The sequence below is a fragment of the Victivallis sp. genome, from assembly GCF_048170485.1.
In the GTDB taxonomy this organism is placed as follows: domain Bacteria; phylum Verrucomicrobiota; class Lentisphaeria; order Victivallales; family Victivallaceae; genus Victivallis.
The window spans coordinates 1-14,033 of sequence record NZ_DBEXAY010000014.1 but is presented as its reverse complement, the minus strand read 5'-3'; the positions used below and the strand labels follow the sequence as shown (position 1 = coordinate 14,033).

Sequence of the window (14,033 nt, the reverse complement as noted above, 5' to 3'; positions counted from 1 at the left end):
GGAAAACAGGTTGAAAATCAATGGAATTTCTTTTATATTTTCATTGAAAAAGTTCTCCATATATTTGGAAAAATACCATATGAAAATCCTGTCTGATACCGGTTGCTTCGATCGTGGGCGGCGGCTGCAGCCGCAGGTCGCCGGCCAAATGACCCACTGGCATATTCAGCGTAGAAGTTTTTTCCGTGCTCTGCCGTTCCTGGTCGACGACGCGGAGCAGCAGATGTTCTATTGCGAAGGGTGTTACGAGGTGAAGCTTCTAGCCGGAGCGCACTACCGGCGCTGGCGTGTTCCGACCCTTTCGGTGGAATATGTCCGCGAAGGAACGCTGCTGGTCCGTCAGCGGGGCGTCGGGAGAATTATGGAAGCCGGAGAGATCTTCCTGATGCAGCCGGAGATCGACAGCGAATTTCTGGTGGCTCCGAGGCAGAGCTGTCACAAGTTCTCGATCACCGTGAAAGGCAAATTGTTGAAAGGGTTTCTGCGGGAAAGCGGTCTCGACGCGATCGATGTGCTTCTCGATGTGAATCGCCGCCGTTTCGAGCGGCTGTTTCACCGCTTTGAAGAGATTTCCGCCGGAACCGGGCGGGACAATACCCTGCAGAATACTCTCGCCTGCGTCGAATTGCTCGAATTTCTGCGCCGTCCCGGACCGGTGCAGGAGATCCCGCCCCGGCTTCAGGAGCTGCGGGACTATCTGGCGGACCATCTGGAGCAGCCGCTTTCTCTGGAACAGCTGACGCGGCATCTCGGCTGCTCCCGGACACACCTTCACCGGCTCTGTTTGCGTTGTTTCGGCATGCCGCCGTACCAGATGCTCGTCCGGATGCGGATGCACCGTGCCGCGGGACTGCTGTTGAAACATCCGGAGCTCTCCATCAAGGAGATCACCGAACAGGTGGGGTATGCGAATGCCCTCAACTTCTCCACCGAGTTCCGGAAACATTTTCACCTTTCGCCACGGGAATACCGGCGGCGAAACGGACTTCTGGAGTGAAGAGGAACGCGGCGGCCCCGCCGGTCAGCCGGCCCGGTAGGTCCCGGAGCCGAAGCGCTCCAGATCCGCCGTCAGGAGGAACATGCCGCCCGCCCGCAACGGACGGCCCACATCGATGAGCCGCCGGAAGGCGCGCCGGAGCGAATTGTCCGCCGGATAGTCGGCCGGATTGCCGTCGTCCCGGCCGTAGACGAAGAAGAGTCCCGCCCGGTCGCTCTCCGGAACCGGCGTGAGATAGAGCTCCTCCATGAAACGCGCCAGATGGGAGCCGGGCAGTTCGGTCAGCCAGTCCGGATTCAGAATCCACGATTCACAGCAGAAGGCGCGGATCTCCTTGCGGAAACGGGTGCGGAAAAATTCCACCGCCTGTTCGAGCGACGCCTTCGTCAGCTCTGGCGTCATGCCGCCGCCGCCGGGAATGTGAATGCCCGGCACCCAGTCGTGCGCCGACAGCACCGGGAAATATTCCTCCGTATCGATCGTTTCATAACGGCCGGTTTCCGCCCGCCCGGTTGCCGGATGAATCGGAATTCCGGTCACCCGGTTCGCAAGTTCGTCGAGGCGGGCGGTGCACTCTCCCGCCGCTCCGGGGCGGGCGCGGAACCCCTCCCGGGTGAGCTGCCAACCCTCCCGGCAGAAGGCGATGGTCTGCCCGGTTTTCCGGCTCCGGTAGATCGCCGGCAGCCAATCCGGAGCGGTCTGAATCATGAATTCGAACCGCCCGATCCGGAAGAGCCGTTTCTCCTGGTAGTATTTCAGCCAGTGGATCTGCCGGAGGTCGTGGCCCGGATTCCCCGCATGGGCGGCGGCGTAGATGGCGATGGTGCCGCCGATCCACCGGGCGGGGCCGTCCGCGTATTCCGGCGGGAGCCCCAGCTCCCGGTACGCCTGTTCGATGCGCGGCAGCATCGCCATCGCCGTGAGCAGTTGAAACAAGCCGCACTGCCGCGGGGTCAGGAGATGGGCCGGCGCCGGCCATGTGCCGAGTCCGGCGTGGGGATCCTCACTGACCGCCCGCAGAATCAGGTTGGCGTAGATTCGCAGCAGCGGCTCCGCCGCCACCCGGGCGTTCAGTGCGGGAATCTCCGGTGCGAACGGCGCCGGCACCCCCAGTTTCCCCGCATACCGGTCGAAGAAGCCGGGCTGGAAAGAGACCGGCAGAGTTTCCATCTCCGGAGCGTCGCTCCAGAAACGGGAAAATGCTTCAGCTGTCGCCGGGGAAAATCCCATCCGGCGGGCAAATTCCATTGGCGTCATCGCTCTGCCTCCCCCGCATTCCGGTGCGGTTTTCAGTAGTTGATGGCCTGATAGTAATTGACGGCGAGGGTGACCAGCGCCGCCGCCAGCAGGAGCGAGAGCAGAATCAGCAGGATCAGGAAGTTCCGGCCGATGAAGAGCCCCGCATGTTTGAGCGGCGAAGCCTTCTCCGCCTTCGGCGCGTAACCGGTCTGGAAGGCGAAGATGTCCTCACGCATTTCCGCAACGTTGTTGTAGCGCTCCTCCGGCTGAACCGCCATCGCCTTGAGGCAGATCGCCTCCAGCGCCCCCGGAATGTACCGGTCGTCAGGCGCCACCTCCGAGGGCGGCGGCAACTCTCCGGTCACCGTCCGGCGGAACACCTCCTCCATCGGCAGGTGCGCCAGCGGCGGCTCCAGAGCCAGCATCGCGTACAGAATGGCGCCGAGCGAATAGATGTCGGCGCGGTTGTCCACCGGGAATTCGGCGGAACTGCGGATCTGCTCCGGCGCCATGTAGCCGGGAGTCCCCTTGACCCGCCCGGCCGGAGTCTGGTCAAGGTCGTTCGGCGCGTAAATGCCGCCGAAAACCGCGGGCCGCAGGGAACGCGCCAGCCCCCAGTCGAGCACCAGCACTTCGCCGAAATCGCCGAGGTTGACGTTTTCCGGTTTGAGGTCGAGGTGGCAGATTCCCTGCGAGTGCGCGAATTCGATCGCGTTGCAGATGCGGATGAAGATCTGCAGCATCCGGGCCAGCCCGTAGCGGCTCACCGTCTCCGGATCCCCTTTGGCCAGCTTCCGCAGCATCGCGGCCAGCGACTGCCCGTGCAGATACTTCATCGTGAAGTAGGGCGAACCGCTGGCGTCGATGCCGATGTCGTGCACCGGGACGATGTTCGGGTGTTCCAGTTTCGCCGTCAGCTTCGCCTCGCGGACGAAGCGTTCCAGATCCGCCTTGGGGCGTTCCCGGAAATCGGGCATGATCGCCATCGCGATCTCCCGCCCGGTGTCCTGATCGAAGACGAGCAGAACTCCCTTCATGCCTCCGAAGCCGATCGTGCGGATGAACTTGTAACGCTCCTGCGGCTTGACCGGCAGAGTGGCGAGCACCTCCTCGCCGCTCTCCGGCTCCTTCCCCGGCAGTTCATCCTCGGAAAGCACCCGGGTTTTGGTATTGAATGTATCCATCTCAGAACACGACATGAAAACAGCGTTTTATTTTCCGGTCAGAAGTTTCGGCTCCGATTCCCCGCGGACGACCGCCGCGTCAATCACACAGCGGGTGACGCCGCATTTCGACGGGGCGTCGTACATCACATCGAGCATCAGATTTTCCAGAATCGCCCGGAGTCCGCGGGCCCCGGTGCCGCGCGCCACCGCCTTGTCGGCGAGCGCTTCCAGCGCGTCATCGGTGAATTCCAGCGAAACGTTCTCCATCGCGAGCAGCCGCTGGTACTGGCGGATCAGCGCGTTCTTCGGCTCCCGGAGAATCCGGACCAGATCGGCGCGCTCCAGCGGTTCCAGCGACGTGACCACCGGCAGGCGGCCGACGAACTCCGGAATCAGTCCGAACCGGATCAGGTCTTCGGGTTCGCATCTGGCGTAGGGATTCTTCGCGAGATGTTCGGCGGTCGCTTCCGCCTCTTCGCCCTCGTCATCCACCAGACGCTTGAAACCGAGCACCTGACGGCCGCAACGGCGCTGGATGATCTTATCCAGCCCGACGAACGCTCCGCCGCAGATGAAGAGGATGTTCGACGTATCGATCCGGAGCAGCTCCTGCTGGGGATGCTTGCGCCCCCCCTGCGGCGGCACGCTGGCGACGGTCCCTTCGAGAATCTTCAGCAGCGCCTGCTGAACGCCTTCACCGGAAACGTCGCGGGTGATCGAAACGTTCTCCGTCTTGCGGGCGATCTTGTCGATCTCGTCGACGTAGATGATGCCGATCTGAGTGCGGGCGATGTCGCCGTCCGCCGCCTGATAGAGCCGGAGCAGGATGTTTTCGACATCCTCGCCGACGTACCCGGCCTCGGTCAGCGTCGTCGCGTCGCAGATGGCGAAGGGCACGTCGAGCATCCGCGCCAGAGTCCGCGCCAGCAGCGTCTTGCCGCTGCCGGTCGGCCCGAGCAGGAGAACGTTGCTCTTGTCGAGCTCCACGTCGGCGAAGGCTTCCGGCTCGGCGTCCTTGCGGAGTCCGGCCTGGGTCTGAAGCCGTTTGTAATGGTTGTGCACGGCGACTGCGAGCACCTTTTTGGCCCGCTCCTGCCCGATGACAAACTGGTCGAGCTCCGCTTTGATGGCGGCCGGATTGGGGACCTTCAGCTGGGCGATCGGGTCCGGTTTCTGCTCCTTCTCCGGCGCGTCGGCCTTTCCGCCGGCGCACAGGGCCTGATACCCCTGCCGGAGGCAGTTCGAGCAGATCGCCAGCCCTTCATAACCGCTCTGGGCGAAGATCACGCCGGGCTCATCCCCCTCGCGGGCGCCGCAGAATGCGCAGATCAGTTTGCTGTTTCCGCGTTTTGCCATCGGCTATTTCTCCTGTGCCGGCCGGGTGACCACCTTGTCCACCAGACCGTATTTGACCGCCTCTTCCGCACCCATGAAGAAGTCGCGTTCGGTATCTTTCTCAATGCGTTTGATCGACTGGCCGGTATGGGTGGCGATGATCGAATTGAGCATCGCCTTCAAGCGCAGAATCTCCTTGGCCTGGATGTCGATATCGGCCGCGGTTCCCTGCGCGCCGCCCCAGGGCTGGTGGATCATGATCCGGCTGTTCGGCAGGGCGAAGCGTTTGCCCGCCGCTCCGGCGCAGAGCAGAACCGCTCCCATCGAGGCGCACTGGCCGACGCAGTAGGTCTTGACGTCGCAGGAGAGCACCTGCATCGTGTCGTAGATCGCCAGCCCGGCCGTCACCGACCCGCCGGGGCTGTTGATGTAAAGATCGATATCCTTCTTGGGATCCTCCGCCTGGAGAAAGAGAAGCTGCGCGACCACCAGGTTGGCGACGTCGTCGTCGATCGGGGTGCCGAGCAGAATAATCCGGTCTTTGAGCAGCCGGCTGTAGATATCGAAGGCCCGTTCTCCCTGGCCGGTCTGTTCGACCACCATCGGAACCAGAAACGAATTGCTTTTCATTGGGATTCCTCCTCTATTACTGTTGCGGACAACATAGGACAAAACTCAAAGGGACCGCAGCCGGCCGGCCGGCGGATTCCGGTAGGAATCGCCCGGCCGCCCCGCCCGGTCCCGCGTGTGCATTCGCCAGTTTCTTACTTGACTGCCGCCTCGGCGAGCAGATTCAGAACCTTGGCGTTCATCAGGTCAAGCTGGAGATCATCCATTCCGCCGTTCTTCTCGAGCATGTCGCGGAACTCCTTCTCCTTGTACCCGTAGTAGCGGCTCATCTCACGGAGCTGGGCGTCGACCTCCTTCGGGTCGAGCTTGACATCTTCAAGTTTGGCGATCTTGCGGAGCAGGAAGGTCTTGCGCAGCGCGGCCTTCGCGGCCTTTTCCGCCTCGGCGCGGTGGGCGTCGATCTCCTTCTTGAACTTCTCCGCGTCCTCTTCGGACTTCACCGTTTCGCGGGCGATCTTCTGAAGTTCCTTCTGAACCTCCGCCTGCAGGACGTTGGGCGGAAGCTCGAACTCTTCGACCATGTCGGAGAGCTTCTTGTAGACCGCGTCGATCACTTCGTTGTGGTTCTTGGCGGCGTTCTCCTGCTCCATCGCCTTGCGGAGCATGTCGCGGAACTCGTCGATCGACTTGACCCGCGCCTTCGCGGCGAGATCTTCATCGCTGAGCTCGCTCCGGCGCTGGATGCCGAGCACCTTGACCGTGTACTTCATCGTCTTGCCCGCCAGAGCGCTCTCGCGGTAGTCGGCCGGGTAGGCGGCTTCAAAGGTGTACTCGCCGTCCTTCTTGGCGCCGGTGAGCGCGGCGATGCTGCCCGGAATCGTCTCCGGCTCGCTCAGCCAGAGGAAGGTGTTCTCCGCTTCGAGCTGACGCTTGACCGCGGGGGAGGCGTCCTCCGGAGCCGCGAAGTCGCTCTTGTAGTTCACCTTGAGCATATCCTCGGCCTGCGCGGGGCCGTCGACCTCGGTGTAGTTGCCGTAGGCGGAACGGTAGAACTTGACCCGCTCCTCGACCTGCTCGTCAGTGACGGCGTCGACCGGGATCTCCACTTTGATGGCCTTGTAGTCGCCGACTTCGAATTCAGGTGCGACGTCGGCGCCGATGGTGAATTTGAATTCCTCGTCGAACTTGAGCTCCGGCTTGCCTTCGACGCCGCAGCTGACGATGTCCAGCGACTCGTCCTTGCCCGCCAGCTCAAACGCGGCGTAGACCAGCTTGCGCTGCAGCTCGTCCTTGAGCTCATTTTCGAATTTGCTGCGGATCAAACCGACGGGCGCCTTGCCCGGACGGAAGCCGGGGAGAGCCACCTGGGCCGCGATGTCGCGAAGCGTATTCGCGGTTTCGCTTTTGACCACATCCGCCGGAACGGTAAAGTCAAACTCTTTGCGGCACGGCTGGGTTGTACGCACCTCCATCTGGATGGAATCCACCAATTTCTTCGCCATCTGAAACACCAAACCTTTCCTTGAAAGCTCCCGGTCAAACGGGTTCGCGTTGACATTCAATGATATCCATCACGATACGACGGATTTTTTAATATAATTCAGCTTTCTTCAAAGTCAACCACTTCGCGATAATTTTCCGCAAAAATAGGTGCGGCAACACGCGGACGATTCCCTTTGCACCGCCCGTCACTTCAACCGCCAGATCCGCCGGTTGGCCCGCTCCACGACGCCGGGAAAGTGGCGGGCGAACCAGATCACCGGCCGGTACCAGCCCGGGTAGACCAGTTCGCGGCGGTGTTTCCGGCAGGCGCGGAAGAGCTTTTGCGCAAACACCTCCGCGCTGGAGGAGGTGCGCCCCGGCGTCTCCGGCGGCCGGCGTCCCCCCAGCGCCCGGGTGGAGAATCCGGTATCGATCCGGCCGGGGCAGACGTTCAGCACGTGGATCCCCCGCCCGGCAACCTCCATCCGGAGCGTGAGCGAGTACATCCGCAACGCCGCCTTGACCGCGTTGTAGGCCCCCATGCAGCCGACCGGAACATGCGCCGCCACCGAGGAGATGTTGACGATGCTCCCGCGCACCTTCTCCAGGGACGGCAGCAGGAGGCGGGTGAGTTCGACCGGCGCGAAGAAGTCCAGCTCGAACTCCCGTCGCAGCTCCTCCTCCGAAAGCTCCTCCCAGGTGGCGTAGGAGCCGATTCCGGCGTTGTTGACCAGCACATCGACCCGGCCGAACTCCTGCTCGATCGTTGCGGCGGCGCGGGCGCGCTGCTCCGCATCGGTGAGATCCACCGCCAGAAAGCGGTCGGCGGTCTCCGGCTCCGGCGCGCGGCGGCAGAGGGCGATCACGGTGCAGCCGTTCCGGCGGAACTCCCGGGCGACGGCGCGCCCCAGTCCGCTGGAGGCGCCGGTGACGACGGCGACAGGAGAGGTCACGTTGTTCATCGACTTCTCCTCCGGATCGGCAGCTGTTCCTGCCAGAGAATGGTGTCGGTGCGGCTGTCGAAGAGCTGGAAGTTCCAGCAGTTCTCCTCGGCGTCGGAACGCAGAATGAGCGGCGAGTCCGGCACGATCGAAACCGCGCAGAGCGGCCCGAGCGCCAGCAGAACCCGCTCCGCCGTGTCCCGGGTCGCCGCGTCGGATTGCAGGGCGAGACGGGTGCCGGGGGATTCCCGCAGGAGGAAACCCGAAAGCGAGGTGACCAGATAATTTTCCGCCGCGCGCGGCGTGTATTCGCCCGCGGCCGGCTCGTTGTCGACGATGGCGCCGTCGGGCGGAGTTCCCGCCGGCAGAAAGAGATCGGCGCATCCGGCTCCAACGAGTGCGGCGGCGGCGAAAAGGAACAGGGTTCGTTTCATGATGTCACTCCAGATCTCTGCGCCGGCGGCAGATGCAGATCGAATTGCAGCGCGGGCAGCGGGTCAGGCTCACCGGCTCCTTGATGATGAACGAATGGTGGCAGTTGTCGCAATGGAAGAGCCGGCTGTTGCTCAGGTGCCACTCGAAACTTTTCACCCGCGAGAGCTCTCTCCACCACAGGATCGCGATCAGGATGATCCACAGAAGAAAGTAGAGAAGCAGCGCGTCGGCGTAGGACATGCCCATGTTATTGATCCTCCTCCGGTGCGGCCGGCGGTTCCGGCCAGTAGATCGTGACGGTGGTGAATTCCGGGAGCTCTCCGGCGGAGCGGGAGAGCGCCATCAGCGCCGTGTTGTCGAGCGCTTCGTCTCCGCAGGACTCCACCAGGGTCTGGCGGACGATGCTGCCCGCCCGGCGGCAGATCACCACGGTCGGACCGGCGGCGCCCCTGCCGACGGGGAAGGAGAGCTGCGAGAGGTGCAGTTCCCGGTTCTCCGCATCGCGGACGATCGGCCGGAGCGGTTCCGCCGGTGTCTGTGGCGGCGGCTCCGGCCGCCCCGCAAAAAGAAAATCCAGATCCCGCGTCTTCGTGGTTCCGGCAAGCGGCGCGAGCGGCCGGAATTTCTGAATCCGCCGCTCCGGGAGCTCCACGGTGCAGACGGGCCGGTTCCCGGTGAAATCGTGCAGAACCGGCAGTTGATGGCGCGCCGCGTATCCCGCCTCATTGTCCGTCCGCACCATCAGGGCGGGATCGTGAACCGAAAGCCAGCGGTTGAATCCGGTCCTCTCCCCGGCGGTCAGCACTGCGGGGTTGAACAGCGTCACTCCGGCGCTTTTCGGCGCCGCGGCCGGCCGCCGCTCCGGTTCATAACGGATCAGGCCGAACAGAAGGCCGTGCGCCGCCACCGTGATCAGCGCGGCGCCGACCACGATCCAGTGCCGGCTCGGCGCCGGCTTGCGGAATATGGCTTTGACCATGACCCGGACCCTCTCTCTTACTGGCCGAAGACGGTTTCCTGACGTGCCGACGGCGGCATGACCGCGAGGAAGCTCGACAGCTTGGCCGCCTCCGCCATCGCCATCACTTCGGCGACCGTCTCAAAAGCGACCCGCTGGTCGGCGCGGATGATGACCGACGCGGTCTGCGACCGGCCGCGCACCTCGCCGAGGCGCTGTTTGAGCAGCTCCCGCGAGACCGGCTGGTCGTTGAAGTAGAGCAGACACTCTCTGCCCGGCGCGGCCGGCGGCGTGATGGTGATGACGAACTTCTCCATATCCGCGATGTTCGACGGACGTACCCGCGGCAGTTCCACGCTGATTCCGGAGACCCGCACGAACGAGCCGGAGAGGAAGAAGAAGATCAGCGCCAGAAAAAAGATATCCACCAGCGCCGTCACGCCGGCGACCCCCGGCCAGCCGTTCAGCGGTTTGAGGCGCGTACGGTAGCGCCGTCTGCCGATGTCGGTCCGGATCATTGTTCCTCTCCTCCGGTCTCGGCGCGGCGGCGTTCGAAGAAGGCGATGATCTCCAGCGACGCCTTCTCCATATCCAGCGTGATCGAATTGACCCGGGCGATCAGGTAGTTGTAGCCGAGGTAGGCGGGAATCGCCACCACCAGCGCCGCCGCGGTGGTGATGAGCGCCATGTTGACCGCTCCCGCGATGTCGGCGGTGGAGAGGTACTCGCTGGCGCCGACCACCTGGAAGGTCTTCATCATCCCCAGCACCGTCCCGAGGAATCCCACCAGCGGCAGAATGAAACCGAGCGTGCCGAGCAGGTTGATGTGACGTTCGAGTTTGGGGATCTCCTCCAGTGCGGCGTCATCCACCGCCTGCCGGATGTCTTCGTCGCCGCGCTCGTAGGCGAGAATCGCCGCGCCCAGCAGCCGGGCGGCCGGGCCGGGGGTGTTGTCGCAGAGCGTGATCGCTTCGACGAAGCCGTCGCGCTTGAGCACGTTGAAGAGGCCGCGCAGCAGCTCGCGCACGTTGATCTCCTCGCGGTGGAACTGGAACACCTTCTCCAGAAATACGAAAAGGGCGATCAGACTGCCGGCCAGAATCACCCACATGATCGGGCCGCCGTCGTTCAGCAGTTTCAGATAAAGCATGTCAGAGTCTCTCCTGAAGGTTGTATTTTTCCCGAATTTTCTCGCGCAGACGGCCGAAATCCTCGCCGGTCGGCGGGAACTCCAGCGCTTCGAACCGGTCGATGACCCGGAGTGCGGCCCGCGCCCCGGCGGGCGTGCCGGATTTCAGGTGGGCGAGCACCGCCGCGTAGGCGGCCTTTCCGCACCAGACCGGGTCGGGCGCGATGCCCCGCCGCTTCTGATCGGCGGCGAGATAGAGCAGTCGCTCGTAGGTCTGAATCGCCGCGTCGCTCTCGTCGCCGAGCTCCTGGCATTTGCCGAGTTTGTACAGGCTCTGGAGCACGATCCGCGGATCGCGGGAGTTCTGCGCGAGTTTCCGGTACGCGTCGGTCGCGGCGTTGAGGTCGTTCCGGTCGAGTGATTCGGAGTAGAGGCTGTAGCGGCAGTCGGCGATCCGCCCGTCGCAGATTTCGGCGAAGAGGCCGGTCGGCCGCAACTCCCGGGCCCGGGTGTAAAGCTGTAGCGCATCCGTGTACCGGCCCGCGTCGGACGCGAGGTTCCCCGCCAGCAGTGCGGCGTCGGCGCCGACGCTGCTGGAAGCGTAACGGCTGAGAAGTTCCCGGAGCAGTTTGTCCGCTTCCGCCGGCAGGTCGCGGGCGATGTGAATGCGCGCCCGGTTGAACAGCGCCTCCGCGCGGATATCCGGATTTTTTTCACCGGCCCGCTTTTCCGCTTCGGCCAGCAGAGTCAGCGCCCGGTCGAAGTCGCCGTCGACGCGCAGATAATCGGCCAGCTGAAGCCGCGCTTCCACCGCGCACGGGGAGTTCGGGTACTCCTTGTCGAGCAGTTCCAGCGCCCGCAGAGTGTCGGCGGAGAGACGGCCGAAATAGGCCGACTGCATCGCCAGAAAGAGCGCTGGCGGTGCGCTGGGCGACTTCGGATTCTCCGCGGCAAAGCGGAAAAATTCCGCCGCGGCTTCCTTGAATTTCTTAAGTTCCATCGCCAGTTCAGCGGCGCTGTACAGTGCCGCTGGTGCGTATTCGCTCTTCGGGTGCGCAACCAGAAATTTGAGATATTCACTGCGCGCTTCCTGACGGCGGCCGCTCTTCTCCAGCAACAGCGCCCGGAAGTAATCCGCGGCGGCGGCCAGCTCCGGATTCGAGGAGCGCCGGAGCGCCTCCGCCACCGGCATGGCCTCCTTGTACGCCTGCTCCTCGAGCAGACACTGGAGCAGCAGGAAGCGGGCGGGATCCGCGTAGCCGCCGTTGCCGGACCCGATGGCCGCGACAAGATTCTGTTTCGCCTTCTGAAACTGCTTTTCGCGGAAGTGGAACTCCCCGAGCAGATAGTTCCCCTCCTCCCGCTGGCGGGCGGTTTCCGCCTGCGAAGTGAGGTATTGCAACATCTTTTCCTCGATCTCCCGGTCTTCGGCGCGGCGGGCGGCGACGGCCGCTTCCCGGGCCGCCTCCAGCCGCTGCATGACCGGAATCCGGTTGTCGCCGGTGATGCGCACGAGAAGTTCGATGGATTGTTTCCAGTCGCCGCTTTCCGCCAGCAGACGCGCTCCCCGCAGAATCAGCAGGGCGCGGTCCTCCGCTTCGGGAAAGAACTCCACGCCGCGCAGAATGGTTTCCGCCGCCGCGGCCGGAGAGACCTTCGCCTGCAGGTTGATCAGCGCGCGCAGCGCGTTCCGCCGTTCCACGTCGCTCGATGCCAGCTGGAACCCGTTGTTGAGCAGCGATTCGGCGAATTTTACGTCGCCGTTTTTCTCCGCAAGTTTTGCCCCTTCCATCGCCAGCTCGTACAGCAGGGGATCCGGTCGCTCCGCATACCGCTTCGCCAGCGGCTCCCAGCCGGTGCGGAACGGCTCGAGTTCCCCGCGTTTCAACGCAGAGAGAAGCGTGAGCCGTTCGTAGCTTTCCGGCTCGGAAGTGCGGTATTTCCCGGCGGCGAGCAGCTGTTCCGCCTCCTTCTGCCGGCCGGTTTTGAGCAGGGTGTAAATCCGCGCAAGGTGGGCGCGCCCCGCCCAGCGGCGCAGATCGGCGTTCTGCGTCTCGATCTCGGCAAAATCGTTCGCCGCCTCGGCGGCACGGTTCTGACGCAGTTTGGAGAACGCCCGGGCGAATTTCGCGGCGCAGAGCAGTTCCGGATCGGAACTGCTTTTGGCCAGGTCGGTGAAGAATTTTTCCGCCCCCGCATAATCGTGTTCGGCTATCATGATCTCGCCGGGCAGCAACCCGGCGGAACTGGCCGGGAACCGGCGCCGGAATTCCGCCAGCATCGCCTTCGCGTCGTCGATGTCGCCGTTGCGGAGTTGCGCTTCCGCCAGCTTGAGTGCACTGGCGCTCCATAGCGCCGGATGGCTGGCGGCGAGCGTCAGTGCGCTGGAATAGAAGTTGACCGCATTGCGGAAGTCGCCGGAGGCGAAGGCGTCGTCCCCCATCCGCAGCTCCGTTTCCGGATCTGCGGCCGGGAGAACAACGGCGGCGGCCAGCAGAATCGCTGTGCCGATGGTCTGAAAGATCTTCATGCGGTCAATGCTCCGGCAGCGGGCAATTACTCCGCGGAGGGTTCGGCCGGAGCGGCTGATTCATCCGGAATTTCCAGCGGCGCGGCGGCTTCCCCGCCCTTGATCGCCGCCATGATCCGGTCGGAAATCTTCCGGCAGAGCTCCGGATCGGAGGCGATCAGCGCCTTGGTCTGATCGCGCCCCTGGCCGAGCTGTTCGCCGTCGAGGCTGAACCACGAGCCGCGCTTCTCCAGAATCCCCATGTCGGTCGCCACGTCGAGCACCGAACCGGCCTTGGAGATTCCTTCGTTGTACATGATGTCGAATTCGGCCACCCGGAACGGCGGCGCCATCTTGTTCTTGATCACCTTGACCCGCGCACGGTTGCCGATGATGTTCGCCGAAGCGTCCTTGATGACGGTGGTCTTGCGGATGTCCATCCGGATCGACGCGTAGAACTTGAGCGCGTTTCCGCCGGGGGTCGTCTCCGGATTGCCGAACATCACCCCGATCTTCTCGCGGATCTGGTTGGTGAAGATGATGCAGGTCCGGCTCCGGCTCGCCGCGCCGGTGAGCTTGCGAAGCGCCTGCGACATCAGACGCGCCTGCAATCCGACGTGGGAGTCACCCATCTCGCCTTCGATCTCCGCCTTCGGCACCAGCGCCGCCACCGAGTCCACCACCAGCACGTCGATCGCGTTGCTGCGCACGAGCGTGTCGCAGATGTTCAGCGCGTCTTCGCCGCAGTTCGGCTGCGAGATCAGGAGATTGTCGATATCCACCCCGATCTTCCGGGCGTAGCCGGGGTCGATCGCATGTTCCGCGTCGATGATCGCGCATTTGCCGCCCTTGGCCTGCGCGTTGGCGATCACATGGAGACAGACGGTGGTCTTGCCGCTCGATTCGGGCCCGAAGATCTCGATGATCCGCCCGGCGGGAAGTCCGCCGATCCCCAGCGCCAGGTCGAGCGCCAGCGAACCGGTGCTGATCACCGGCACGTCGGTGCAGGCCGCCCCGGTGTCCCCGAGACGCATGATCGAACCCTTGCCGAACTCCTTCTCAATCTGGCTGATCGCAATCGCCAGACTCTTCTCCTTATCGACGACTTTGGCTTCCTTCTCTGCCATAGTGTGCTCCTATGATAAAATTCCACTTCGATGCCGGGAAAAACTCAATTTTTTACGAGTTTGAATTGAGTAAAATCCTCAAACATCCAGTTGTTTTTTAATGTTCGATACACGATATCGAGGAATTTGCGAGCCAAGGCGATAT

General features: G+C 63.5%; 14 protein-coding genes. 1 reads left to right on the top strand and 13 read right to left on the bottom strand.

Translation table 11 applies throughout. The features are described from left to right. The first annotated feature begins 79 nt into the window (after nucleotides 1–79). Entirely contained in the window at nucleotides 80–997 is a 918-nt protein-coding gene (locus tag ACMLHG_RS00735) for a helix-turn-helix domain-containing protein (protein ID WP_417169198.1), read from the top strand. A 24-nt stretch (nucleotides 998–1,021) separates the two neighbouring features. Here the strand turns inward: ACMLHG_RS00735 and ACMLHG_RS00730 are convergent, their stop codons facing one another. The 13 genes from ACMLHG_RS00730 to recA form a co-directional block, all read right to left on the bottom strand. Then, on the bottom strand, nucleotides 1,022–2,254 hold the full coding sequence (locus ACMLHG_RS00730) for a hypothetical protein (protein WP_417169197.1): 1,233 nt from the start codon (nucleotides 2,252–2,254) through the stop codon (nucleotides 1,022–1,024). 32 nt (nucleotides 2,255–2,286) lie between these two features. Continuing rightward, nucleotides 2,287–3,420 carry a serine/threonine-protein kinase gene (locus ACMLHG_RS00725; RefSeq protein ID WP_294435866.1) on the bottom strand — a complete coding sequence of 378 codons (1,134 nt, stop codon included), beginning with the start codon at nucleotides 3,418–3,420 and terminating at the stop codon, nucleotides 2,287–2,289. A gap of 27 nt (nucleotides 3,421–3,447) precedes the next feature. Beyond that, nucleotides 3,448–4,758, bottom strand: a complete 1,311-nt coding sequence (clpX, locus tag ACMLHG_RS00720) for an ATP-dependent Clp protease ATP-binding subunit ClpX (RefSeq protein WP_417169196.1) — start codon at nucleotides 4,756–4,758, stop codon at nucleotides 3,448–3,450. Nucleotides 4,759–4,761: 3 nt separating this feature from the next. Continuing rightward, on the bottom strand, nucleotides 4,762–5,367 hold the full coding sequence (clpP, locus tag ACMLHG_RS00715) for an ATP-dependent Clp endopeptidase proteolytic subunit ClpP (RefSeq protein ID WP_294435868.1): 606 nt from the start codon (nucleotides 5,365–5,367) through the stop codon (nucleotides 4,762–4,764). A 134-nt stretch (nucleotides 5,368–5,501) separates the two neighbouring features. Further along, nucleotides 5,502–6,809 carry a trigger factor gene (tig, locus tag ACMLHG_RS00710; protein ID WP_295808451.1) on the bottom strand — a complete coding sequence of 436 codons (1,308 nt, stop codon included), beginning with the start codon at nucleotides 6,807–6,809 and terminating at the stop codon, nucleotides 5,502–5,504. A 186-nt stretch (nucleotides 6,810–6,995) separates the two neighbouring features. Continuing rightward, a complete protein-coding gene (locus ACMLHG_RS00705; protein WP_294435870.1) occupies nucleotides 6,996–7,751 on the bottom strand; it encodes an SDR family NAD(P)-dependent oxidoreductase in 756 nt (251 codons plus the stop codon). Beyond that, complete coding sequence (locus ACMLHG_RS00700; protein ID WP_417169195.1) at nucleotides 7,748–8,164, bottom strand: hypothetical protein; 417 nt, start codon at nucleotides 8,162–8,164, stop codon at nucleotides 7,748–7,750. Before ACMLHG_RS00700 ends, ACMLHG_RS00705 begins: the two co-directional genes overlap by 4 nt. 4 nt (nucleotides 8,165–8,168) lie before the next feature. Then, entirely contained in the window at nucleotides 8,169–8,411 is a 243-nt protein-coding gene (locus ACMLHG_RS00695; protein WP_294435872.1) for a hypothetical protein, read from the bottom strand. Between the two features lies 1 nt (nucleotide 8,412). After that, nucleotides 8,413–9,144: a hypothetical protein gene (locus tag ACMLHG_RS00690; protein WP_417169194.1), complete on the bottom strand. Its 732-nt coding sequence runs from the start codon at nucleotides 9,142–9,144 to the stop codon at nucleotides 8,413–8,415. Between the two features lie 17 nt (nucleotides 9,145–9,161). Continuing rightward, the gene (locus tag ACMLHG_RS00685; RefSeq protein WP_294435874.1) at nucleotides 9,162–9,641 is read right to left on the bottom strand and encodes an ExbD/TolR family protein; all 480 of its coding nucleotides are present in this window, start codon (nucleotides 9,639–9,641) and stop codon (nucleotides 9,162–9,164) included. Continuing rightward, nucleotides 9,638–10,273: a MotA/TolQ/ExbB proton channel family protein gene (locus ACMLHG_RS00680; RefSeq protein ID WP_295808447.1), complete on the bottom strand. Its 636-nt coding sequence runs from the start codon at nucleotides 10,271–10,273 to the stop codon at nucleotides 9,638–9,640. Before ACMLHG_RS00680 ends, ACMLHG_RS00685 begins: the two co-directional genes overlap by 4 nt. A 1-nt stretch (nucleotide 10,274) precedes the next feature. After that, nucleotides 10,275–12,782 (bottom strand): tetratricopeptide repeat protein, encoded by a 2,508-nt coding sequence (locus tag ACMLHG_RS00675; RefSeq protein WP_295808445.1) that lies wholly within the window; start codon nucleotides 12,780–12,782, stop codon nucleotides 10,275–10,277. A 26-nt stretch (nucleotides 12,783–12,808) separates the two neighbouring features. After that, nucleotides 12,809–13,888 (bottom strand): recombinase RecA, encoded by a 1,080-nt coding sequence (recA, locus tag ACMLHG_RS00670; protein WP_294435877.1) that lies wholly within the window; start codon nucleotides 13,886–13,888, stop codon nucleotides 12,809–12,811. Nucleotides 13,889–14,033: the final 145 nt, after the last annotated feature.